Raw genomic sequence first — 24,308 nt, forward strand, 5'->3', positions numbered from 1 at the left:
ATTAGATGTTGAAGTTAACAAAAAAAGAGTCCAAAAACTGAACTCTTATTTATTTTAAAATATTAAATATAAATTTCCTAACTTTAATACAAACTTATAGTTATGAATTTTAAACACAAGCCTCTAATATTATTTTTCTTCCTGATTATAATAATCAATGGTCTTATAAAGCTGTACAATAATCCCTCTGAAAACTCGACAAGTCTTTATATTCAAATTGGATTATTGCTTATGGTTATATTAATTCTAATTTTTAATCTTAAAAAATCTAAAAATTAAACCTATTATTCTTCCGTATCATTTTCTTCTTCTTCATCATAATACTGAAAAAGGAAGTTATTATAAGGAAAACGTTTCATGTGAATTTCTTTCACTTCTTCATAAACTGTTTTGCGCAAATCTTCTAAATTATCTTTTTCCGTTGCCGAAATAAACAATGTCGGATAATCTGTTTTCGCCATCCACGTACGTTTCCAATCTTCTAATGAATAATTTTCAAATTTCTTTTCAGACAAATCATCTTCATCTTGTTTGATATAAGAAAAATTATCAATTTTATTGAAAACCATAATCGTTGGTTTCTCTTTCGACTCAATTTCAGCTAAAATTTGATTCACAGAATTTACATGATCCTCAAAACTTGCATGCGAAATATCCACAACATGCACTAACAAATCTGCTTCGCGAACCTCATCTAACGTAGATTTGAACGATTCCACTAATTGTGTAGGCAATTTACGAATAAACCCAACCGTATCCGTTAATAAGAAAGGCAAATTACCAATCACCACTTTACGAACCGTTGTATCTAATGTTGCAAATAATTTATTTTCGGCAAAAACTTCAGATTTCGATAAGACATTCATCAACGTTGATTTCCCAACATTTGTATATCCAACCAACGCAACGCGTACCAATGCACCACGATTTTTACGTTGAGTTGCCATTTGCTTATCGATTCCTTTCAGTTTTTCTTTCAATAAGGTAATTCGATCACGAATAATACGTCTATCCGTTTCAATTTCAGTTTCACCAGGACCACGCATACCAATTCCACCACGCTGACGCTCTAAGTGAGTCCACATTCGTGTTAATCGCGGTAATAAATATTGGTATTGTGCCAATTCTACTTGCGTACGCGCATAAGAAGTTTGCGCTCGTTGAGCAAAAATATCTAAAATCAATTGTGTACGGTCGATGATTTTTTTGTTGACAACTTTCTCAATATTTTTCAATTGAGAAGGCGTTAATTCATCATCAAAAATAACTGTATCAATATCATATTCTTCGACAAAAGCTGTGATTTCATCTAATTTCCCACTTCCTACAAAGAATTTAGAATCAGGTTTGTCCATTCTTTGCGTAAAACGTTCTCCAACTGTCGCTCCTGCTGTATAAGCTAAGAACTCCAATTCGTCCATATATTCCGTCAGTTTTTCTTCGGATTGTTCACGTGTAATCAATCCAACTAAAACTACTTTTTCGTATTGTGCTTCTTGTTTTTCTAACATATATTACTGCAAAAATAAAAGAAAGTTTTGGATGTAACCGAACTTTCTATAAAATATTGAGAATTAATCAAATCAATAAAACTCAATAAATATTTGAGTTCTTTTTAATAAAAATAGAAAAAAATAAGGTTTTCATAATTAATAACAAGTTTATTTACTAATTTTAAAAAAATTCATTGTCAATTAAAATTTCCTTTCTACATTTGTTCCAACAAAAAAATAAAAATGTACACAAATCAATTACATCATCATCACCATCATACTTGCACTCAAGCGAGCAGATAGTGGTATGTAATGATTTTATCACAATATCTAAGTCCCGTTTGAGTAAATCGAACGGGATTTTTTGTTACTTCAAGATTTAATCATCGATTTACTCAAACTTAAAAATATAAAATATTAAAAATGAGTAAATTAAAAATAGCCATTCAGAAAAGCGGTCGATTAAGTGAAAAATCACTCGAATTATTGAAAGATTGCGGAATTAAAATCTCTACAAGTAATCGAAAATTAAGAACCGAATCTCCAAATTTCCCTATCGAAGTTTTATTCTTGCGTGACGACGATATTCCGCAATATGTAGAACAAGGGGTTGCTGATATAGGCATTTTAGGCGAAAATGAAGTTTGGGAAAAAGATAAAAATGTCACACAAATTCGTCAATTAGGATTCGCTGGCTGCAAACTTTGTTTAGCGATCCCGAAAGATGAAATTTATACAGATTTAAGTTATTTTCAAGATAAAAAAATTGCTACTTCTTATCCACGTATTTTAGGAAAATTCTTCCAAGAAAAAGGAATTAATGTTAAGATTGAAGAAATCGGTGGAAGCGTAGAAATTGCTCCAAGTATCGGTTTGGCAAATGCTATTTTTGATATCGTTTCTACAGGTTCTACTCTATTAACAAACGGTTTAAAACAAGTGGAAACGGTGGTTGAATCGCAAGCTGTTTTAATTTCTAATAAAAATCTTGATGCTGAAAAACAAGCTATTGTAGATCGTCTTTTATTTAGAATCGAAGCAGTTAAACAATCTTCTGAAAACAAATATATTTTATTAAACGCACCAAATGAAAAGTTAGAAGAAATCATTGCTTTGTTGCCCGGAATGAAATCTCCAACAGTCTTACCATTGGCCGAAAAAGGTTGGTCATCAATCCACACCGTCATTAAAGAAGATACTTTTTGGGACATCATCGAGCAATTGAAAGCTTTGGGTGCGGAAGGAATTTTAGTATTAGAAATTGAGAAAATGATTTTATAAGATATAAGTCTTAAGGTATAAGTCATAAAGATGACAACAAAAACCTTAGATCTTAGGTCCTAGAACTTAAAACTAAAAAAATGCAAACATATATAAAACCTCAACTTTCAGATTGGTCAACGTTAACAGCTCGACCAACGAAAGAAGCACAAGATTTACAAAAAATCGTTTTAGATGTTTTTGAAAAAATTAAAATCGAAAAAGATCAAGCTTTAATTGATTTTACAGAAAAATTTGATCAAGTTAAGTTAACTTCTTTAGAAGTTTCTACTCAAGAAATTGAAGAAGCAAAAACTTTAATTCCTGAAGATTTAAAACAAGCAATTCAATTAGCAGCTTCTAATATTGAGAAGTTTCACGATGAACAACGCGAAGAAATAAAAGTTATTGAAACAACAAAAGGTGTAAATTGTTGGAGAGAATCTCGCGGTATAGAAAATGTAGGAATTTATATTCCAGGCGGAACAGCTCCCTTATTTTCTACAACATTAATGTTAGGAACTCCTGCTAAATTAGCTGGTTGCCAAAATATTATTTTGTGTACTCCTCCAAATAAAGAAGGAAAAATTCACCCAGCGATTTTATATACAGCAAATTTAATTGGAATTAAGAAGATTTATAAAGTTGGCGGAATCCAAGCGATTGGTGCGTTAACTTTTGGTACAGAAACAATACAAAAAGTTGATAAAATTTTTGGACCGGGAAATCAATATGTAACCGCTGCCAAACAAGTGGCTCAAAATTTTGGAGTTGCTATTGATATGCCTGCTGGTCCAAGTGAAGTTTTAGTCATTGCAGATGGAACCTCAGTTCCTAAATATGTCGCAGCTGATTTATTATCGCAAGCCGAACACGGAATAGATTCACAAGTGATTTTATTAACAACTAACGAGCAAACGTTAAACGAAACAATTTTTGAAATTAATACTCAATTAGAAACTTTACCGAGAAAAGAATTAGCGGCTAAAGCTTTAGAAAATTCGAGAGGAATCGTGTTAAATTCTATCGAAGAATGTGTGAATTTTTCTAATATTTATGCACCAGAACATCTAATTTTTGCTTGCAAAACGGCTGAAAGTTATATCGAAAAAATTATTAATGCAGGCTCTGTTTTCTTAGGAAATTATTCGTGCGAATCCGCTGGAGATTATGCATCAGGAACTAATCACACTTTACCAACCAATGGTTATGCAAAGAATTATTCTGGAGTTTCCTTTGATAGTTTTATCAAGAAAATCACGTTTCAGAAATTAACTGCTGAGGGAATTAAAAATATTGGTCCAGCAATCGAATTAATGGCCGAAGCCGAAGAATTATTTGCACACAAAAATGCGGTAACGCTGCGTTTGTTAGACTTAAGATCTAAGGCGTAATTCACAAGGAATAATTCAAAAGTATTAAATAAACAAAATCTTAAGTCTTAGAACTTAAACCTTATAACTAAAATGAATTCATTCAACATAAATAACATCATTCGTCCCAACGTAAAAGCAATGAAAGCCTATTCATCGGCGCGTGACGAATTTCAAGAAATAAATGACGATTTCGTTTTCTTAGATGCGAACGAAAATCCGTTCAATAATGGATTAAATCGTTATCCCGATCCTTTACAACGTAATGTAAAATTGATTTTAAGTGAAATCAAAAACTTTCCTGCAAATCAGATTTTGTTAGGAAATGGAAGTGATGAAGTTTTGGATTTAATTTTCCGTGCATTTTGCGAACCGAATCAAGATAATGTTATTGCGATTTCTCCTTCTTATGGGATGTACGGAGTTTTAGCTAATCTGAATGCAATTGAATACCGAAAATCTTTATTAAATGAAGAAGATTTTCAACCAAATATCGAAGATATTTTTTCAAAAGTGGATGATAAAACGAAAATTATTTTCTTGTGTTCTCCGAACAATCCAACAGGAGAGATTATCAAAAGAGAATCTATTTTAGAAATTGTGAATCGTTTCAATGGTTTAGTCATTATCGACGAAGCGTATATTGATTTCACAACTGAACCTTCTTGGATAAATAAAATCAAAAATTATCCAAACGTAATTGTAACACAAACCTTATCGAAAGCCTTTGGTTTAGCCGGAATCCGTTTAGGAATTTTGTATGCTTCACAAGAAATTGTGGATGTTTTAAATAAAATCAAACCACCTTATAATATTAACCAATTAACGCAATTAAAAGCGATTGAAATTTTAAGCGATTACGATAAAATTATAACTGCTACGAACACAATTATTCAACAAAAAGAAGTTTTAGAAAATGCTTTAACTGAGATTTCATTTGTAGAAAAAATCTATGCAAGCGATGCTAATTTCATTTTAATTAAAGTAGATAATGCGAACGAACGTTACAATCAATTGGTTGAAAAAGGAATTGTTATTCGTAATCGAAACAACGATGATTTATGTCAAAACTGTTTGAGAATCACAGTTGGAACGGAACTTGAAAATCAGAAATTAATACAAACACTTAAAATAATATAACTTTGAAACGCGTACTTTTTATAGATAGAGATGGAACAATGATCTTGGAGCCAGCCGATTACCAAGTTGACAGCTTTTCGAAACTAGAATTCTATCCTGAAGCATTTACTTATTTAGGTAAAATTGCGAAAGAATTGGATTACGAATTAGCAATGGTTACGAACCAAGACGGTTTGGGAACGCCCGCTAATCCAGAAGAATTATTCTGGCCGATTCAAAATTTCGTGGTAAAAGCTTTTGAAAACGAAGGCGTGAAATTCGAGGATATTTACATTGATAAAACTTTTGCCCACGAAAATGCACCAACGCGTAAACCTGGTACTGCTCTATTGACGAAATACATCGACAATCCTGAATATGATTTAGTAAATTCGTTTGTGATTGGTGATCGAATAACGGATGTGAAATTAGCTCAAAATCTGGGTGGAAAAGGAATTTTTATCGCGAATGATGAAGCTTTAGGCGCTGACGAGATCAACGATAACGAAGGTTTAAATGAAACGATTGCTTTAAAAACAACATCATGGAAAGAAATTTACGAGTTCTTAAAACTTCAAAATCGCACGGCTTCAATTGTTCGAAACACAAATGAAACAAAGATTAAGATCGATTTAAATCTTGATGGAACTGGAAAATCGGACATATCGACAGGAATTCATTTTTTCGATCATATGCTAGATCAAATTGCGCGTCATGGACAAATGGATTTAGTGATTAAAGTCGATGGTGATTTAGAAGTTGACGAACACCACACAATCGAAGATACAGCAATTGCTTTGGGCGAAGTTTTTGCACAAGCTTTAGGAAATAAATTAGGCATCGAACGTTATGGATTTACTTTACCTATGGACGATTGTCTAGCACAAGCAGCGATTGATTTTGGAGGAAGAAATTGGTTGGTTTGGGAAGCTGATTTTAAACGCGAGATGATTGGTCAAATGCCAACAGAAATGTTTTATCACTTTTTCAAATCATTTACAGACGGCGCAAAAGCAAACTTAAATATCAAAGCGGAAGGCACAAACGAACATCACAAAATTGAAGCGATTTTCAAAGCCTTTGCCAAAGCTATAAAAGTAGCGGTTAAGCGCGATCTAGAAAAAATGATTTTACCATCAACAAAAGGACTTTTGTAGACTTAAGTCTTAAGGTATAAGTTCTAAGGATTTTCTTTTCCTTATGCCTTACGACTTAGAATTTAGAACTAAAAAATGATAGCAATAGTAAAATACAATGCAGGAAATGTAAAATCGGTGTACAATGCAGTAACTCGTTTGGGATACGAAGCAATAATTACAGACGATTTTGAAATCTTGCAAAATGCATATAAAGTAATTTTCCCTGGAGTTGGTGAAGCAAGTTCTGCGATGAATTATTTAAAAGAAAAAGGATTAGATAAAGTCATTAAGAACTTAAAACAACCAACTTTAGGAATATGTTTAGGACAACAATTAATGTGCGCTTATTCGGAAGAAGGAAATACCGATTGTTTAGGAATTTTCCCTATTCAAGTGAAATTATTTCCTTCAACAGAAATTGTTCCTCATATGGGCTGGAATACGATTTATGATTTAAAAACACCTTTATTTAATAATGTTCAAGAAAACTCCGACATTTATTATGTACACAGTTTTTATTGCGAAAATTCAAAATATACGATCGCGAAAACAGACTATATTTTAGAATATTCAGCTGCTTTAAATAAAGATAATTTTTACGCAACTCAATTTCACCCAGAGAAATCTGCAGGAATAGGAGAACAAATACTAAAAAACTTTCTAAGTTTATAGTAATTATAAATTCACACACATGAAAAAAATAGTTTTTACTTTACTTAGTGCTTTCGCCATTTCGCAGGTTTCTGCTCAGGAAAAAGTGTATTTCACTTCTACTCCTTCTTTAGGTCCAGATGCTAAAACGGTTTATTTTAGTTATGATGGCGACATTTGGTCAACTGATATTAATGGTGGAAATGCGTCAAGAATCACAGCTTTAGAAGGCGAAGAAATTAATCCTCGTGTTTCACCAGACGGCAAATGGTTGGCGTTTAGCTCTAATCAATATGGGAATTACGATATTTATGTGATGCCAATAAATGGTGGACAAATCAAGCAATTAACATTTCATCAAGCCAAAGACGAAGTCGAAAGTTGGAGCTGGGATAGTAAATCGATCTATTTTACATCAAACCAAAATAATGGATTTGGAAGTTTTAAAATTGATTTAGATGGAAAAACACCAGAAGCGCTTTTTACAAATTATTTCAACACAACAAATGGTTTAGTAGAAACTCCTCAAGGCGAATATATTTTCACCAACTCGTCTGAAAGTGCAAGTCAAGTCACACGAAAAAGATACAAAGGAGAAAATAATCCAGATTTATTAGGATATAATCCAACTACAAAAAGTTATAAACAATATACCGATTATAACGGAAAAGATTTTAATCCAACGGTAGATAAAAACGGAATTATCTATTTTATTTCGGATGAAAATAATGGCGAATACAACTTATATCAATTGGCAAATGGTAAAAAAGAAGCATTAACAAAATTTGAAACTTCGATCAAAAAACCTTTTGTTTCGGCTGATGGTTCAAAAGTTGTTTTCGAAAAAGATTATCAATTATTTGTTTACGATGTAAAAACTAAAACATCAAAACCACTTACAATTAATGTCAATTCGAATAAATCTTTAGAAAAAGAGCAAAATTTTGAAGTTGAAAATAATATTGACTATTTTGATATTTCTCCTGACGGAAAGAAAATGGCTTTTGTAAGCAGAGGAATTATTTTTGTTTCGGATAATGAAGGAAAGTTTGTCAATCAAATTTCTGATGGAAAAGAACGTGTTTTAGAAGTAAAATGGTTAAAAGACAATAAAAACTTAATCTTCAACCAAACCTATAAAGGTTACCAAAATTGGTTTAAAATTTCGGCTGACGGAAAAGGAAAAGTTGAACAATTAACTTCTGATTTAAGAAATAATCGAGACATTACATTCAACAATGATTTATCACAAGCTGTTTATTTAAGTGGACGCGATGAAGTAAGGTTATTAGATTTGAAATCACTTAAATCATCAACAATTGTTAAAGATGAAATTTGGGCTTTCCAAAATTCGAAACCATCTTTTTCTCCAAATGATGAATATGTGTTATTTTCTGCAAAACGCAATTTCGAATTAGATATCTTTATTCACAACATCAAAAAAAATACAACTTTTAATTTAACGAATACTGGTGTTTCTGAAGCTGATCCTACTTGGTCTCCAGACGGAAAATACATTTATTTTTCAAGCGATAGAAAAAACCCATCCTATCCTTTAGGAATGCAAGAATCAAGTATTTATCGCGCTTCTTTAGATTGGTTTGATCAAGCTTATAAATCAGAGAAATTTGATAATTTATTTGTCGAAGAAAAAAAGGTTGAGAAGAAAGAGAAAAAAGAAGAAAAGAACGATTTTAAAGCATTAACTATTAATCCTGAAGGATTTTTGGAACGAATCGAATTGGCAACAGACCGTTTTGGATATCAAACAAATCCTTTTGTTTTTGCGGATGATAAAAAGCAATTTTTATTCTATAACACCAATCAAGAAAATGGTAAATTTCAGTTATACAGAAAAACAACCACTGATTTTGAAGAAGATAAAACAGATAAAATATTCAACAAAGGCGCTGATTTTATCGTAAAAAATGAGAAAAATCTTTATGCTTTAATCGATAATTCTGTTTACAAATTTGGCATTAGTTCTACAAATCCTGAAAAAGTTAATATTAAATATAATTTCAATAAAAACTTGGCTTCAGAATTCAATCAAATGTACGAGGAAGCTTGGGCTGGAGTAGAAGAAAATTTCTATGATGAGAATTTTCACGGAATCGATTGGAAAGCGAAAAAAGAGCAATACGCAACCTTTTTACCTTATGTAAACAATCGAAATGATTTAAGAATTTTGTTAAATGATCTATTAGGTGAATTGAATTCTTCGCATTTAGGTTTTTCATCTTTCGGAAAAGAAGAAAGTCGAAGATTGAATTATTTCACCAACGAAACAGGAATTATTTTCAAAAAAGATCAACCTTTTACAGTTGAAAAAATCTTACGAAAATCTCCTGCTTTCCTTAAAAATGTTGATGTTCAAGAAGGTGATATTTTAGTAAGTGTAAATGGACAAAAAATCGATCAAAACCAAAATCGTGAAACTTATTTTACAACGCCTAAAAAATTAGAAGAATTAACTCTTGAATTTGACCGAAAAGGAAAAACAATTTCGACGAAGATTCATCCAATTTCAAATAACGAATTGAAATCGCTTTTATATGATGAATGGATTTATGAAAATCGTCAGCGTGTAAAAAAATTAAGCAACGATAGAATCGCTTATTCGTACATGAAAAATATGTCTACTTCTGAATTGGATGTGTTTTTATTGGACATGGTAGAGCAAGAGAATAGAAAAGATGGTGTCATTTTAGATTTGCGTTTCAATACAGGTGGAAATGTACATGATAAAGTCTTGAACTTTTTATCGCAAAGACCTTATTTGAAATGGAAATATCGTGAAGGACAATTAACTGTTCAACCGAACTTTGCACCGTCAGGAAAACCAATTGTTTTATTAATTAACGAATACTCATTAAGCGATGCAGAAATGACAGCCGCAGGATTCAAAGCCTTAAAATTAGGAAAAATCATCGGTCAAGAAACGTATCGTTGGATCATTTTTACTTCTGGAAAAGGATTAGTTGATGGTTCATTTTATCGTTTACCAAGTTGGGGAACTTATACTTTGGATGGACAAAATTTAGAAAAAACTGGTGTTAAACCTGACATTTATATTAAAAATACATTCTTAGATCGACTAGAAAATAAAGACCCACAATTGGAACGTGCAATTCAAGAGGTCATGAAAGAATTAAAATAAATTTAAGACTTAAGTTGTAAGGCGTAAGAAGTTACACCTTAGATCTTATGTCTTACACCTTAAAACTAAAGAATAATGAGAATAATCCCAGCTATAGATATTATCGACGGAAAATGCGTTCGATTATCGCAAGGCGATTACGATACAAAAAAAATATACAACGAAAATCCGTTGGAAGTAGCAAAAGAATTCGAGGATTACGGTATCGAATATTTGCACTTGGTGGATTTGGATGGCGCTAAATCAAAGCAAATCATTAATTATAAAACGTTAGAATTAATTGCTTCTAAAACCAATTTAAAAGTTGATTTTGGAGGTGGAATTAAGGCAAATGATGATATCAGAATTGCTTTTGAATGTGGTGCAAACCAAATTACAGGCGGAAGTATTGCAGTTCAAAATCCAACATTATTTCAAGAATGGATTTCACAGTATGGAAGCAATAAAATCATTTTAGGTGCAGATGCTAAAGATCGAAAAATTGCAACACATGGTTGGTTAGAAACTTCAGAATTAGATGTGATAGATTTTATTCAAGAATATAAAACCAAAGGAATTGATTATGTGATTTGCACAGACATTGCGAAAGATGGGATGTTACAAGGAACTTCAAACGAATTGTATACAGAAATTTTAGCAGCTTCGGATGTCAAGTTAATTGCTTCTGGCGGAGTATCCTCAATTGATGATCTAATCAAAGTAAAAGAATTAGGCTGCGAAGGAGCTATTTTAGGGAAAGCGATTTATGAAGGGAGAATTGATTTAAAAGTTCTTAGTCGTATGTTCTAAGTTCTAAGGAAAATATTTCGTAAATTTTACGTACTAAACTTATAGCTATGAATACATTTGAATCTTTGTTAGTATGGCAAAAATCTCACGAATTAACATTGAAAATTTACGAGATTACCAAAAATTTTCCAAAAGAAGAAATATTTGGTATCACAAGTCAAATTAGACGTGCCGCATATTCTGTACCTTCAAATATTGTAGAAGGTCGAAAGAAAAGTACAATTCCGCACAGATTAAGTTTCTTATCTCATTCAATAGGATCCTTAGAAGAAGTTAAATATTTTCTACTATTATCTAAAGATTTAGGCTATTTAAATCAAGAAATTTATGATACTATTTTTCCATTAACTGAAGAAGTAGGAAGACTTTTAAATGGTTACGAAAAATTTATAAAGAACGACAACTTTAGTTCTAAGACTTAAGTTGTAATTTTAAAGGTATTTAAATTAATATAAAAAAAACAGTTCTAAATTTAGGATATAGGATTCTAACCTTAAGTCTTAGAACTTAGAACTTAGAACTAAAATGTTAAAAAAAAGAATCATTCCGTGTCTTGATATCAAAGATGGACGAACAGTAAAAGGTATAAATTTCGTTGGATTACGCGATGCGGGAGATCCAGTGGAATTGGCAAAAAAATATGTAGAAGAAGGCGCTGATGAATTGGTGTTTTTGGATATTACAGCCACATTAGAAAAGCGTAAAACCTTAGCCGAAATGGTGGAAAAAATTGCTTCAGCGATTAATATTCCGTTTACGGTTGGTGGCGGAATCAATTCGGTGGAAGATGCTTCGGCAGTCATCAAAGCTGGAGCGGATAAAGTTTCAGTGAATTCTTCTGCTGTTAAAAACCCTCAGTTAATAGCTGATTTAGCGGCTCGATTTGGATCGCAATGTGTAGTGGTTGCTGTAGATACTCGAGATGTAAACGGAACACAAAAAGTTTTCGTAAGCGGTGGAAAAATTGAAACCGAATGGGAAACTTTAGATTGGGTTAAAAAAGCAGAAGAATTAGGCGCTGGCGAAATTCTGTTAACATCTATGGATGGCGATGGAACAAAAGCTGGTTTCAAAATTGATATCACGAAAGCGGTTGCTGATGCTGTAAATCTTCCAGTAATTGCTTCTGGAGGAGCTGGAAAAATGGAGCATTTTACAGAAGTTTTTACCCAAACAAAAGCAAGTGGTGGATTGGCTGCAAGTATTTTTCACTTTGGTGAAATTCCAATTCCGACGCTTAAAAATTATTTAAAAGAACAAAATATTCCGATACGATGAACATCGATTTCAATAAAAGTAATGACGGATTAGTTCCTGTTATTATTCAAAATTATCTTAACAACAAAGTTTTGATGTTAGGTTATATGAACGAAGAAGCTTTTAACAAAACCCAAGAAATTGGAAAAGTGACCTTTTACTCTCGTTCAAAAAATAGATTATGGACAAAAGGTGAAGAATCAGGAAACTTTTTAGAAGTAAAATCTATCGCGGTTGATTGCGATAACGATACAGTTTTAATCAAAGCAAAACCTTTTGGACCAACTTGTCATACGGGTTCTACGACTTGTTTTAAAGAAGAAACCAACCACGGATTTGTATATGAATTAGAACAAACAATTAACGATAGAATTGATTTGGACAATGATCCAGATTCGTATACCAACAAATTATTCAAAAGAGGAATCAACAAAGTTGCGCAAAAAGTGGGTGAAGAAGCGGTTGAATTAGTAATTGAATCCAAAGACAACAACGATGATTTATTTATTAATGAAGCCGCGGATTTAATGTATCATTATTTAATTTTATTAAAAGCCAAAGGTTTCAAATTAGAAGATGTAGAAAATGTTTTGAAATCAAGAGAAAATGGTCCAAGACGAGCTGAATAAAGTAGTTTAGAAATATAAAAGATTGCAGATTAGCAATCTTTTTTTGTTTTCAAAAAACTGATGTTTAGCAGAATTAGCCAAATTTATTTAATTTAATTAGAATTAATATAAATAAAAATAATACTTTTGAAATCAAATTAAAATTAGTCTAAATAATCATTACAATATATTCTATTCATATGAAAAAATTATTCATTTCTGCTGCTATCCTTGTCGCTTCATTTATTCAAGCTCAAACGAATACGTTGATGGACGCTGGTTTTTGGAAAAATAATCCAACAATAGAAACTGTAAAAACTGAAATTTCGAAAGGAAATAGTCCTTCTTTTCAAAATGGTGGTTTCTTTGATCCAGTTGTGATAGCGATTAACAACAAAGCAGATTTTAATGTGATTAAATTTTTAATTGAACAAGAAGGAAACTCTGTTGACAAAAAAACGCATCACTCAAGAATTTATCTTCAATGGGCTGCGGCTGCAGGGAACTTAGAATTGGTAAACTATTTATTAGCCAAAGGTTCTGATGTTCACTACAAAGATAGCCACGGTTACGATGTAATTACGTATGCTGCGAGTGCTGGAAATCAAAATATAGCGGTTTACGATGCGTTAATTAAAGCTGGTGCCAATCCAAAAGTGAAAGGAGAAAATGGGACTAACTTAATTATGGAAGCGATTGCAAATGATGATGATTTAAAAGTTACTGAATATTTTATTTCGAAAGGTTTATCATTAAGCGAAAAAGACGCTAACGGACGTACTGTAGCAGATTATGCAGCTAAATTAGGAAACTTATCAATCATAGATAAATTAATCGCGAAAGGTGTAAAACCTACAGATCAAGCTTTATTTTTTGCCACTCAAGGTTCGAGAACAAAAGAAAATGGTGTAGAAGTTTTCCAAGAATTAATTACAAAATATAAATTAAATCCGAAAGCGTTAAATCCTGACGGACAAACATTATTACACGCATTATCTCGCAGAGGAAACTCAGAAACAATCAACTTTATCTTATCAAAAGGTGTTGATGCTAAAATTGCTGATAAAGAAGGAAACACTGCATTAATGGTTGCTGCTGGAGGAAAAAACACAAATTTAATCAATACATTTTTATCAAAAGCAAATAATGTAAATGCGGTTAATAAAAATGGTGAATCAGCTTTAACAAAAGCCGTTGCTTCTGGAACATCTCAAATCGTTTCTTTATTATTAGAAAAAGGCGCTAAAGCTAATATTGTTGATAAAGATGGAAATAATTTGGCTTATTATTGGTTCAATTCTTTCAAACCAAATGATGAATCATTCACTGAAAAACAAGCTTTATTAACAAATGCAAAAGTTGATTTTAAAGCCACTCAAAGCAAAGGTGCAACTTTGTTACACATCGCTGTTGATAAAGGAAATGTAAATTTGGTGAAGAAAGCCATTGAATTAGGTGTAAATATTAATGCACAAGATGAAGACGGAAATACTGCGTTACACAAAGCAGCTTTAATTGCGAAAGATGATGCAATCTTGAAAACTTTGGTTGCTGCTGGAGCGAAAAAAGATATTAAAACAGAATTTGACGAAACGGCTTATGATTTGGCTGGAGAAAACGAATTCTTAAAGAAAAATAATGTGTCTATTGACTTTTTAAAATAATGAAGGAGATGAAATTTAACTTAATCAAAAAATTAGTTGGATTAGTTGTAATCTTAATGGCAACTGCCACTTTTGCGCAAACAACGAAATACAAAACAATGATTCAGATGAATAATTACACAGGAAAAGAAGCCTATGTAGTGATTTCATTAATCAATCCAAAAGGACAATACGAAAAAACTTTAGGGGTTTTAGGAACAGATAACGAGTGGTATAACACGTTAAAAGAATGGCACAAATTCAATAGTAAAAAGAAAGAAAAATTAAACGGAATCACAGGTGCTTCAGTTGCTGGAGGAGCGAGAGCGACACGTGTCATCGAGTTTGATACTGCAAAATTGAATAAAGGATACAAATTACGTTTTGAATCTGCTGTTGAAACTCAAAAATACGTCGCAAAAGACGCCGAAGTCGCGTTAAATTCTGCGGATTTAGACAACAAAGCAGGTATCAAAGGTTCAGTTTATATTAAAGCCGTACGTTTTATAAAAGTTCAATAAAAATGACATTATCTATTTGGAGATATGCGCATTTGAGTCTTGCAATTTTATCTTCAGCATTTTTAGTTATTCTATCTATCACAGGAGTAATTTTGGCTGTTGATGCAATAAACGAAAAATCGCCAGCATACAAAGTAGAAAATTTCGATAACATAACACTCGCGCAAGTTTTACCAACTTTGCGCGAGCATTATTTTGAAATAATAGAAGTTAAAGTTGATCACAATGATTTTGTGACGATTGATGCTATGGACGAAGATGGAAATTCGATCAAATCTTACATTGATCCTACAACAGGAAAAAAGATTGGTGAAATTGTTCCAAAAAGTGATTTCATCAATTGGGTCACAGCCTTGCACCGTTCATTATTTCTAAAAGAAACAGGACGAGCAATCGTTGGCGTTGTCTCTTTTTTATTAATGTTAATTTCAATAAGTGGATTAATCTTAATCATAAAACGTCAACAAGGAATCCTAAATTTCTTCACCAAAGTTAACAAAGATTCTTTTTCACAATATTTCCACGTTGTAACTGGACGTTGGTTATTAATTCCAGTTTTAATCATTGCATTAACAGGAACATTGATTTTCTTAGCACGATTAGAGCCTTTAGTTGGTCAACCAAAAGAAATCGAGCATCAAGCTAAAGAAAATTTACAACCAAAAGATTTAAAAGACATTGAATTTTTCAAAAACACAAAATTAAGTAGTGTTGAAAAGATTGAATTTCCTTTTATTCCAGATGATGAAGCAGAACCATTTATCGTCCATTTAAGAAAAAAATCGGTTTCGGTTAATCAAGTAAATGGAGCGATTATTTCAGAATCGTTAAATCCTTATTCAGCAATTGTAGAAAAATTCAATATCGATTTACATACAGGTCGCACCAATGTGTTTTGGGCAGCGATTTTAGGAATTGCTTCACTTAATATTTTATTCTTTATTTGGTCAGGATTTGTAATTACGTTCAAACGTACAAAAACGAAAATTGGTAAAAATAAATATAAAGCCAACGAAGCTGAAATTATCCTTTTAGTTGGTTCAGAAAATGGTGCAACTGTTGGATTTGCCTCAAAAATTCAAGAGCAATTTTTAGCAAATGGAAAAAAATCATTCATCGCTCAGATGAATCAATATCAAATTTATCCAAAGGCAAAACAACTCATCATTTTTACTTCAACTTATGGAATTGGTGATGCGCCTGCAAATGCAAAGAAATTTGAACAATTAATCACTCAATTTCCTCAACAACAATCCATCGAGTTTTCGGTTATAGGATTTGGCTCAAGAGCCTATTCAGATTATTGTGGATATGCGATCAAAGTTGACAAATGGTTGAATGATCAAAAATGGGCTACTCGATTATTGGATTTGAAAACGGTAAATGATAAGTCGCCAGAGGAATTCACAAATTGGGTAACTGCTTACAAGGAAACAACTGATATTCCTTTAGCAACAACGCCTGCGATGTATGTTGGAAAAGCGCCAAAACTGAAAAATGTTAAGGTAATTTCTACCACAAAAGTAACAGAAGAAGATGCCACATTTAAAGTTATTTTAGATGTAAAAGAGAAATTCAAATCTGGAGATTTATTAGCAATTTATCCCGAAAGCGATCACAAAGAACGCTTATATTCGGTTGGAAAAGTTGATAATAAATTACAGTTAATTGTAAAATTGCATGAGTTTGGATTAGGTTCTCAATATTTATATAATTTAGTTCATGATTCAACAATTAAAGCTCGAATTGTAAAAAATAAAGCCTTTAGATTTCCGAAAGCTTCAAAAGTTGTGATGATTGCAAACGGAACAGGAATTGCGCCTTTTCTTGGAATGATTGATGAGAATTCGAAAAAGGTTGAAACGCATTTATATTGCGGTTTCAGATATGATAATGAAACAACAAAATCTTATCAAGAATTTGCAACGAAACAAATTTCTACGAATCATTTGAGTCAATTTCACATTGCATTTTCTCGTGAAGAAAATAAACAGTATGTGATGGATTTAGTCAATCGTGATGCTAGATTCTTTGCTGAAACATTACAAAATGGTGGAATTCTTATGATTTGTGGCGCTCTAATAATGCAACATGATGTAGAGAAAGTTTTGGAACAAATTTGTCAACAACATTTGAAGAAATCATTCGAAGAATTTAAAACAAATGGACAATTTTTGACGGACTGCTATTAAAAATTTCGTTAAAAATTGTTGAAGCAATCCTGAAACGAGTTAAGAATTACAAAATCTTGTCACGCTGAATTCATTTCAGCTTCTCATTATTATTTATTCTCTAATTTCTTGTCATACCGAGCCTGTCGAGGTATCTTTAAGTTTTCAGACTCTTCGATAAACTCACAATAACAAATGAATAAAACATCATGCAATTCATTCTAAAAAATATATTCACTTTTATACTATTGTATGTTCTAACTCCGATGAATGCTCAAACGGTTGGAGTTAGAGATACAATTTTGATGGGAAGTAAATTCAAAATTACGTTGGTTGACACCGATTCTATTTCTGTTGAAAAAAACATCAATAAAGCAATTGATGAAATGATTAGAATCGAGAATTTGATTTCTGATTGGAAACCTACTTCACAAGTTTCTCTTGTCAATCAAAATGCTGGAATAAAACCCATAAAAGTAGATCGAGAAGTTTTTGACTTAACAAAACGTTCGATTTATTTTTCGGAACTAACCGATGGTGCTTTTGACATTAGCTTTGCAGCAATGGAAAAAATATGGAAATTTGATGGTTCTATGGACAAAATTCCAACTCAGGAAGAAATCTCAAAAGCCATTGAAAAAATTGGTTATCAAAACATTATTTTGGATGAAGAAAATTCAACAATATTCTTAAAAAAAGTTGGAATGAAAATCGGTTTTGGATCAACAGGAAAAGGTTATGCAGCACAAAAAGCGCGAACTTTTATGCAAAGTTTAGGAATTAATGCTGGTATAATAGATGCTTCTGGTGATATGACAACTTGGGGAAATCAACCGAATGGAGAACTTTGGAAAATTGGAATTACAAATCCATTTAATCGACATAAAATGTTGGATATTCTCTCAATGAAAAATGCTGCTGTTACGACTTCTGGTGATTACGAAAAATTTGTTTTGATTGATGGAGTCCGTTATTCACACATTATTAATCCCAAAACTGGGATTCCTGCAACGGGTTTAACTGGTGTTACAGTAATCGGAGAAAATGCTGAAATGTGTAATGGTTTTAGTACTTCTATCATGGTTTTAGGAAAAGAAAAAGGATTGAATTTGATCAATCAACAAAAAGATTACGCAGCTCTTTTGATTACAGACAAAGGAAAAATTATTCGTTCAAAAAACTATAAAAAATTAAAGCAAACATTGAAAAACAACTAAGTTCTTTAACTAAAAAATGATTATATAAAGTGTATATTCTTTGCTAACTAGATGTAATTCTTTTTCCATTTTGCTACAGTATTTCTACTTAATTTGAAATGTATAGCTAGTTGCGTATTGTTTAATTTATTTGTCTTCTGATAATCTAAAATAAATAAAATATCCTTTTCTTGATATGATTTAAATTTTTGATTAACCTTACTATTATTACGATTCTTGTCAAGAAAAATTAATCTATTAAGCTTCGATATATCAAAAAAAGATAATTGTTCTTTATTCAAAATATCTTGATATAACGATAACTCATCTGGATAAAGATCATTAATTATATCCGTATAGAGTGCCTTATAATTTATGCTATTATTCATTTTTTTGGAATTTAAAATCTACTAATCATTTTGAAAAATGATTAGTAGAAAAATTAAAATGTTATTTGTTATATTTATGAAGCCATTTGTATAGAGTTGTTTTCGGAATACGATATCGTTCTATAACTTCTTTTTTTGTCATATTACCTTTTTCTATTTTATTCAAAATATAATCTATCACTTCTTTTGTATATATATTTTTGCGAAAACTAGGTAATACCGATTGATTACTTTTGGTATTTTTATTATAATTAATGTTTCCTACAGGAGCGTATAAAATGAGATGTTGAGAATACAATCTAAAAAAATCATACTCTAATAACTTACTCCATTTCAAAAGAATATCAGTATCCATACTTTTCATTGTATACATTTGAATTACTTCTTTTTCTGTACAACCCATAAAATTACATATACGCGATATCGTAATTTCTTTCTCAAGAGTAAGTTCTTTTATAAGCTCTCCTATATAAATCGTTTTGTAATTCATATTTTAAAAATTTATAAGTAAAAGGCCTAGTTCTATTATATTTTTGCTTCAACAATTTGAATAAGTTTTTATAACACATCTGTTATTTTACGGTGCTTACATTATTTTTTTCAGTAAATAACAAGTGATAAAAAATATTTATTATAATACTTGTTTTATGTTATAGTAATAAGTTTTGGTTGCAGGACCAGCTGACCCCGAAATGTTATATATATAAATGTTTCCATTAGAAGTATCAACTCCAACTGCCATATCCATGCCATCTGTACCCTCGCCACTAGCACAACCAGTGACATTAGCCTTAAAATAAATTATTCTTAGAGTACCAGTATTATTTAGAACCTCCTCTCCACTACTCATTTGATAAGTAGCAGTATTGTTAGTAGCCAAACTACCTTCCAAACCATATACTCTCCAAGTATTATTCAGCTGACCTCCTACAAGTCTCACTTTTCCATAACCTGTGAAACCACAAATGTTCGTTCTTTTAATAGTTATCTCATATACGCCATCATATTTATTTGGAAGAGGGTAAACAGGGCTTGGAGATATAGCGTTACCCGCAACAAGAGCAAATTCACCCGTATATTGCCATAACTTGTTGTAATACATGTTGCCTGTAGACTCATCATATGATAGAGGATATCCACCTCCATTTTCGGTAATCTGTTTCTTAACGACTACACCCGATCCATCAGTAGCTAAAAACTTAGCATTTTGTACATTGGTAAGGGTGAGACCTGACGCGTCTGTCGTACCGGAAGTAATTTGTAATTTGTTAGAAGGTGAAGCAGTACCGATACCTACCTTTCCTCCGTCTACAACCATTGCAGGAGTAGTACCAACTCCTGTAGGTGAAGCAGATGTAGCATTTGTATAAAATGCAATTTTTGAAGCACCAGATGCACCATTATCAGAACCTTGTGTAGCAATTCTTAGCCAACTACTATTTTGGTTGTAAATACCAAAATCGCCAGAAATTGGGTTTCCGCCATTTGTTAAGCTATTCGCTCGTATATTACCAGAAACATCTAATTTTTGAGCTGGGGCGTTGGTCCCAATCCCGACATTACCAGTACCTGTAATCCTCATTCTCTCAGTACCATTTGTGCCCATTGAAAGATAACCTGTCGTGGGAGTTTCTGATCTAACGGTTAGATTTCCAAAGGAATTACTAGGACCATTAAAAAGAATTTCACCTATTTTATCCTCTGCGACAACGTCAATTTTAGCAGCATATGTTCCTCTAGATTTTTTAAAGTTTAATTGACCCGAGCTCGCATCAGTAGAAACTGATTCTATAAGCATATCATCATTAGCTGCACCTGTACCAGCAATTGTAAAGGCATTCGTAAGAGAGCCTCTATTTATAGTTTCGTTACTAGTACCTTTTGTAGCATCAAAATATCCTATACCAACGTATCCTTTTTGGTAAATATTCTGAACATTAGTTGTCGCAGGTAATTTTGTTTGATTATCATACCAAGGTTCTGTTGATGTTGTTACAGTACTAGAATCTGTAATTTTCACCCAAACACTTCCGTCAAAATAATAATACCCTGCAGTTGTTATGTTAAGACGTTGTGTAGAACTTCCTCCTGTATCTGTACCAGAAACATCTGTAATATATACAATAGCACCTTTTTGGTTTGCACCGTATTTAGATGTTGTTCCTGAAGTTGATATTAAATCAGCTCTCGTTAATCTTGGTGCCTGCAAACCATAGATTTGTGAATTATCAATAGTTGATCCATTCATTTTCACAGAGACATCCAATGTTGACATTGGATTATCAGTATTTACTCCCACCTGAGAAAAGGCATAAGAGGTAGAAAGTACTGAAATAAAAAAAGTTAATTCTCTTTTCATAATTTAAGATTTGGTTAGTGTATGTTAGATGTTATAAACAGAGCATATAACATCTATTACTTGATAACATTTATGAGGTTTTAATTGTTTTTACATTAATTTAATGGCACTGCATAAAGGTAATTACTTGTACTATTCTGCGTTGTAACACTTTGACTAGCGCTGTAGCTTGTAGTTTTTTCTACTGTACTAAATTTTGGGTAAATCGTTGCAGAAGTACCACTTTGAACAAATATAGAAAAAGAGCCTTCTAAAAATGAATTTGCTCCCGATGCTGTTGCTGCTGGAGCCAACCAACCTGAGACCGTATTATTAGTAAAGAAACCAAATCCATTAGCGGTAGCATTAGCACCATCTACATTTTCAGAAGATAATGTAAGATTCATCCACATATTATCTACACTACTTCCGGGTAAAGTACTGTTTATCATTTGTCCTACTTTTACCAACCAAGATCCTGCAGGTAAAGTGATGGATGAACCTGTTGAAATAAGAGAAGCTACAGATTTTGAACCAGTATTTATATTTCCATAGATGTTGATACGAACAGGAGTAGGAGTAGGAGTAGGCAAAGTTACACTAATAATATCCCCATTACCATCAGTACCAAGGAAACTAGCACCTGGTAAATTGGTTAACCTAACACCAGATGTGCCAGGTGCTTCACTAAGAACCTCCAGCGTATTTCTCGCTACATCTTGAAGTAGTCCAACACCAACTTTACCATTGTAAGCATGTAAGGTTGTTTCTCCTCCCTGAAAACGGTTACTTACATCTGCATCAGTATTGACCTTAAATATAGTACCTGGTCTCACTGCAATAGTAGTTTCTCCTCCTACAAATTGATTCATGATGTACATGCTGCTATTGGCTACATATGCAGGAAAAGTTCCATTAGTAATACTATTAACTCTCATGTCACCAGCTGCAACATCTAACGATTGAGAGGGTGTAGTCGTACCAATACCCACCCTGCCATTGGATGTTATTCTCATTCTTTCACGTATTGCATTTGTAGCAGTTCCTGTTGTAAAAGTCAAATCTGTAGGGACAACACCTGTGGAAACAGCTCCATTAACAACCCCATCTATACGGGCTCCTATATTTTGGTTAGTTCCATCATTTCCAGAGAAGGTTAATGATCCTAAATTATCTCCAGTAGCAACTGTAGCAGGAGCTGTAAGTGTACCCCTACTTCTTTCAAATCCTATACCACCTGCTTGCGAACCTGATGCGCCAATAGAGCGTATTGATACATTATCATCAGTAGTACCCATAGCACCTGTTATATCTAATGCTGTCGCTGGGCTCATGGATCTAATACCGATATTTCCCGATTGGTAGATGTTTTGATTGTTAGCAGTAGCCTGGTTAGTTGAACCAGCTTGAAACCAAGGTTCGGTGCCAGCTGGCAATGTTGCATTAATAACATCTCCATTACTGTCTGTAGCTAAAAAATTGGCCGATGGTAAGTTTGTTAATCTAACCCCAGATGTACCAGTAGTAGCACTTACAATTTCTAAAGTATTGTTTGGATCTCTACTTGCAGGAACTCCAATACCGACAACTTTCTTAGTTAACATTAATAAAGGATCAGTACCTCCTCTGCTGAAGTTACTATTTCCAGCTCCTCCTGAAAGACCATCTGTATGGAATTGGATTCTAGCATTTTCAGGAGTAGTTATTCTTAATGGAGTGGTACGAGCGTTGAAGATACCAAAATCTTGCACACCTGTGGTTGTACTTAAGGTTGCTACTGCATTGGTAAAGCCATTTGCTCGTACAAATCCCGCAACCTCTAATGTCTGACGAGGAGTTGCCATACCAATACCTATCCTACCAGTAGATGTAATTCTCATTCTTTCTGCAACAGTTGAGGCATCGGCTGTAGCATTTGTATTTGCACCTGTCGTAAAGGTCAAATCTGTAGGAACAACACCTGTGGAAACAGCTCCATTAACAACCCCATCTATACGGGCTCTTACATTTTGGGCGCTTCCATCGTTTCCAGAAAAGGTTAATGATCCTAAATTATCTCCAGTAGCAACTGCAGTAGGAGCAGTAAGTGTACCCTCACTTCTTTCAAAACCTATAGCGCCTGCTTGGCTACCTGTACCAATAGAACGTATCGAGACATCGTCATCCGTTGTGCCAGTAGAACCAGTTATATCTAATGCTGTCGCTGGACTTATAGATCTGATACCAATATTTCCTGTTTGGTAAATGTTTTGGTTGTTAGCCGTAGCTGGCGTGGTTTTTCCCGATTCATTCCAAGGTTCTGTTGATGTACCTGTGTTAGTTGTATTACCATCTGTAACTTTAACCCAAACAGATCCGTCGAAATAGTAATAACCGATTGCAGTTACATTAATTTTTTGTCCAGTAGTTATCCCTCCAGATATATCAGTAATGTAAATCATTGCACCTTTTTGGTCTGTACCATAATTAGTTTCTGGGATTGCTGATAGGTCGGCGCGTGATAACCTTGGCGCTTGTAAACCATATGATTGTGTATTATCAATAACCCCTCCTGTATTTTTTACAGAAATATCTAATGTTGATTTTGGGTTATCTGTATTAATACCAACCTGAGAAAAAACAGCGGTATTAAACAATAATATCGTTAAACTTGTTAATTTTTTTTTCATAAATTCAGATTTTATAATTTAAATTATTCATGATTCTAAAAGACTTTGTTGGTTAATCATAAAAGGTAGTAGAGAAAATAGGTACATAGGTTAGTTAGTTAGTATTTTAAAAATTATATATTTCTTCTCTTGAATTAAAACGTTTAGTTTTTTTGAAATAATTTTTAGTTTAATTTATCCATCAAAATATCTGGATAAAAGCAACATATATTATTCTTTATGTTAACCCTTCATAAGCTCTCTCAGTGACATAGGTGATGTATTTTGAATTATTATTTTTTAAAAACCTTTGCTGTAAAAAATCCTATAAAAAAACCTATAGCTATTAAAACTACAATAGGCATATCAAATCCAAACATGAATAATTTGACCTTTATACTTTCTAAATTCTGTCCTATAAATAGAAGTAACAGAATTAATAAAATAATGTCAATAATTTGACTGATGGAGATAGATTTCATATTTTATTATTTTTAGAATTAATAAAATAACATTAGACACATTAAATCAATAAATATTTAAAAATCAGTTA

General features: G+C 32.5%; 18 protein-coding genes. 14 read left to right on the plus strand and 4 right to left on the minus strand.

What is annotated here, in order from left to right; all coding sequences use genetic code 11:
• Window positions 1-284: 284 nt before the first annotated feature.
• The gene (gene hflX, locus B4A23_RS14970) at window positions 285-1,511 is read right to left on the minus strand and encodes a GTPase HflX (RefSeq protein WP_180905305.1); all 1,227 of its coding nucleotides are present in this window, start codon (window positions 1,509-1,511) and stop codon (window positions 285-287) included.
• Window positions 1,512-1,916: 405 nt separating this feature from the next.
• Here hflX and hisG point away from each other — a divergent pair, with 405 nt between their 5' ends.
• The 14 genes from hisG to B4A23_RS15040 all read left to right on the plus strand — a co-directional run bounded on the left by hisG (window position 1,917) and on the right by B4A23_RS15040 (window position 18,401).
• Window positions 1,917-2,774 carry an ATP phosphoribosyltransferase gene (hisG, locus tag B4A23_RS14975; RefSeq protein ID WP_291053121.1) on the plus strand — a complete coding sequence of 286 codons (858 nt, stop codon included), beginning with the start codon at window positions 1,917-1,919 and terminating at the stop codon, window positions 2,772-2,774.
• Between the two features lie 80 nt (window positions 2,775-2,854).
• A complete protein-coding gene (gene hisD / locus B4A23_RS14980; protein ID WP_291121118.1) occupies window positions 2,855-4,147 on the plus strand; it encodes a histidinol dehydrogenase in 1,293 nt (430 codons plus the stop codon).
• A 72-nt stretch (window positions 4,148-4,219) separates the two neighbouring features.
• On the plus strand, window positions 4,220-5,266 hold the full coding sequence (hisC, locus tag B4A23_RS14985) for a histidinol-phosphate transaminase (RefSeq protein ID WP_291121120.1): 1,047 nt from the start codon (window positions 4,220-4,222) through the stop codon (window positions 5,264-5,266).
• Between the two features lie 2 nt (window positions 5,267-5,268).
• The gene (hisB, locus tag B4A23_RS14990; protein ID WP_291121122.1) at window positions 5,269-6,402 is read left to right on the plus strand and encodes a bifunctional histidinol-phosphatase/imidazoleglycerol-phosphate dehydratase HisB; all 1,134 of its coding nucleotides are present in this window, start codon (window positions 5,269-5,271) and stop codon (window positions 6,400-6,402) included.
• 75 nt (window positions 6,403-6,477) lie between these two features.
• On the plus strand, window positions 6,478-7,056 hold the full coding sequence (gene hisH / locus B4A23_RS14995) for an imidazole glycerol phosphate synthase subunit HisH (RefSeq protein WP_286501401.1): 579 nt from the start codon (window positions 6,478-6,480) through the stop codon (window positions 7,054-7,056).
• A gap of 19 nt (window positions 7,057-7,075) precedes the next feature.
• Entirely contained in the window at window positions 7,076-10,195 is a 3,120-nt protein-coding gene (locus B4A23_RS15000) for a S41 family peptidase (protein WP_291121124.1), read from the plus strand.
• Between the two features lie 75 nt (window positions 10,196-10,270).
• Window positions 10,271-10,984 carry a 1-(5-phosphoribosyl)-5-[(5-phosphoribosylamino)methylideneamino]imidazole-4-carboxamide isomerase gene (gene hisA / locus B4A23_RS15005; RefSeq protein ID WP_286487095.1) on the plus strand — a complete coding sequence of 238 codons (714 nt, stop codon included), beginning with the start codon at window positions 10,271-10,273 and terminating at the stop codon, window positions 10,982-10,984.
• Window positions 10,985-11,031: 47 nt separating this feature from the next.
• Window positions 11,032-11,406 (plus strand): four helix bundle protein, encoded by a 375-nt coding sequence (locus tag B4A23_RS15010; protein ID WP_291121127.1) that lies wholly within the window; start codon window positions 11,032-11,034, stop codon window positions 11,404-11,406.
• Window positions 11,407-11,509: 103 nt separating this feature from the next.
• Window positions 11,510-12,262 (plus strand): imidazole glycerol phosphate synthase subunit HisF, encoded by a 753-nt coding sequence (hisF, locus tag B4A23_RS15015; RefSeq protein WP_291121129.1) that lies wholly within the window; start codon window positions 11,510-11,512, stop codon window positions 12,260-12,262.
• Entirely contained in the window at window positions 12,259-12,870 is a 612-nt protein-coding gene (gene hisIE / locus B4A23_RS15020) for a bifunctional phosphoribosyl-AMP cyclohydrolase/phosphoribosyl-ATP diphosphatase HisIE (RefSeq protein ID WP_286512671.1), read from the plus strand. Before hisF ends, hisIE begins: the two co-directional genes overlap by 4 nt.
• Before the next feature lie 179 nt (window positions 12,871-13,049).
• Window positions 13,050-14,513 carry an ankyrin repeat domain-containing protein gene (locus B4A23_RS15025; RefSeq protein ID WP_291121131.1) on the plus strand — a complete coding sequence of 488 codons (1,464 nt, stop codon included), beginning with the start codon at window positions 13,050-13,052 and terminating at the stop codon, window positions 14,511-14,513.
• An 8-nt stretch (window positions 14,514-14,521) separates the two neighbouring features.
• Complete coding sequence (locus B4A23_RS15030; RefSeq protein WP_180905318.1) at window positions 14,522-15,013, plus strand: DUF2271 domain-containing protein; 492 nt, start codon at window positions 14,522-14,524, stop codon at window positions 15,011-15,013.
• Between the two features lie 2 nt (window positions 15,014-15,015).
• Window positions 15,016-17,205: a PepSY domain-containing protein gene (locus B4A23_RS15035; RefSeq protein ID WP_291121133.1), complete on the plus strand. Its 2,190-nt coding sequence runs from the start codon at window positions 15,016-15,018 to the stop codon at window positions 17,203-17,205.
• A 245-nt stretch (window positions 17,206-17,450) separates the two neighbouring features.
• Window positions 17,451-18,401, plus strand: a complete 951-nt coding sequence (locus B4A23_RS15040; protein ID WP_291121135.1) for an FAD:protein FMN transferase — start codon at window positions 17,451-17,453, stop codon at window positions 18,399-18,401.
• A 429-nt stretch (window positions 18,402-18,830) separates the two neighbouring features.
• Here the strand turns inward: B4A23_RS15040 and B4A23_RS15050 are convergent, their stop codons facing one another.
• From B4A23_RS15050 to B4A23_RS15060, 3 genes are all read right to left on the minus strand, one after another.
• Window positions 18,831-19,259, minus strand: a complete 429-nt coding sequence (locus B4A23_RS15050) for a transposase (RefSeq protein WP_286501390.1) — start codon at window positions 19,257-19,259, stop codon at window positions 18,831-18,833.
• Between the two features lie 141 nt (window positions 19,260-19,400).
• Complete coding sequence (locus B4A23_RS15055; RefSeq protein ID WP_291121138.1) at window positions 19,401-21,128, minus strand: hypothetical protein; 1,728 nt, start codon at window positions 21,126-21,128, stop codon at window positions 19,401-19,403.
• A gap of 95 nt (window positions 21,129-21,223) precedes the next feature.
• Window positions 21,224-23,776, minus strand: coding sequence for a beta strand repeat-containing protein (locus B4A23_RS15060; protein ID WP_291121140.1), 2,553 nt, complete (start codon window positions 23,774-23,776; stop codon window positions 21,224-21,226).
• Window positions 23,777-24,308 lie beyond the last annotated feature (532 nt).

The sequence above is a fragment of the Empedobacter sp. UBA7248 genome (genome assembly GCF_002472945.1).
In the GTDB taxonomy this organism is placed as follows: Bacteria; Bacteroidota; Bacteroidia; order Flavobacteriales; family Weeksellaceae; genus Empedobacter; species Empedobacter falsenii_C.

What these genes read in the sequence shown, in the direction of transcription:
- hflX (WP_180905305.1), bottom strand. Translation starts at nt 1,511, where the DNA reads ATGTTAGAAAAACAAGAAGCACAATACGAAAAAGTAGTTTTAGTTGGA.
- hisG (WP_291053121.1), top strand. Translation starts at nt 1,917, where the DNA reads ATGAGTAAATTAAAAATAGCCATTCAGAAAAGCGGTCGATTAAGTGAA.
- hisD (WP_291121118.1), top strand. Translation starts at nt 2,855, where the DNA reads ATGCAAACATATATAAAACCTCAACTTTCAGATTGGTCAACGTTAACA.
- hisC (WP_291121120.1), top strand. Translation starts at nt 4,220, where the DNA reads ATGAATTCATTCAACATAAATAACATCATTCGTCCCAACGTAAAAGCA.
- hisH (WP_286501401.1), top strand. Translation starts at nt 6,478, where the DNA reads ATGATAGCAATAGTAAAATACAATGCAGGAAATGTAAAATCGGTGTAC.
- B4A23_RS15000 (WP_291121124.1), top strand. Translation starts at nt 7,076, where the DNA reads ATGAAAAAAATAGTTTTTACTTTACTTAGTGCTTTCGCCATTTCGCAG.
- hisA (WP_286487095.1), top strand. Translation starts at nt 10,271, where the DNA reads ATGAGAATAATCCCAGCTATAGATATTATCGACGGAAAATGCGTTCGA.
- B4A23_RS15010 (WP_291121127.1), top strand. Translation starts at nt 11,032, where the DNA reads ATGAATACATTTGAATCTTTGTTAGTATGGCAAAAATCTCACGAATTA.
- hisF (WP_291121129.1), top strand. Translation starts at nt 11,510, where the DNA reads ATGTTAAAAAAAAGAATCATTCCGTGTCTTGATATCAAAGATGGACGA.
- hisIE (WP_286512671.1), top strand. Translation starts at nt 12,259, where the DNA reads ATGAACATCGATTTCAATAAAAGTAATGACGGATTAGTTCCTGTTATT.
- B4A23_RS15025 (WP_291121131.1), top strand. Translation starts at nt 13,050, where the DNA reads ATGAAAAAATTATTCATTTCTGCTGCTATCCTTGTCGCTTCATTTATT.
- B4A23_RS15030 (WP_180905318.1), top strand. Translation starts at nt 14,522, where the DNA reads ATGAAATTTAACTTAATCAAAAAATTAGTTGGATTAGTTGTAATCTTA.
- B4A23_RS15035 (WP_291121133.1), top strand. Translation starts at nt 15,016, where the DNA reads ATGACATTATCTATTTGGAGATATGCGCATTTGAGTCTTGCAATTTTA.
- B4A23_RS15040 (WP_291121135.1), top strand. Translation starts at nt 17,451, where the DNA reads ATGAATGCTCAAACGGTTGGAGTTAGAGATACAATTTTGATGGGAAGT.
- B4A23_RS15050 (WP_286501390.1), bottom strand. Translation starts at nt 19,259, where the DNA reads ATGAATTACAAAACGATTTATATAGGAGAGCTTATAAAAGAACTTACT.
- B4A23_RS15055 (WP_291121138.1), bottom strand. Translation starts at nt 21,128, where the DNA reads ATGAAAAGAGAATTAACTTTTTTTATTTCAGTACTTTCTACCTCTTAT.
- B4A23_RS15060 (WP_291121140.1), bottom strand. Translation starts at nt 23,776, where the DNA reads ATGAAAAAAAAATTAACAAGTTTAACGATATTATTGTTTAATACCGCT.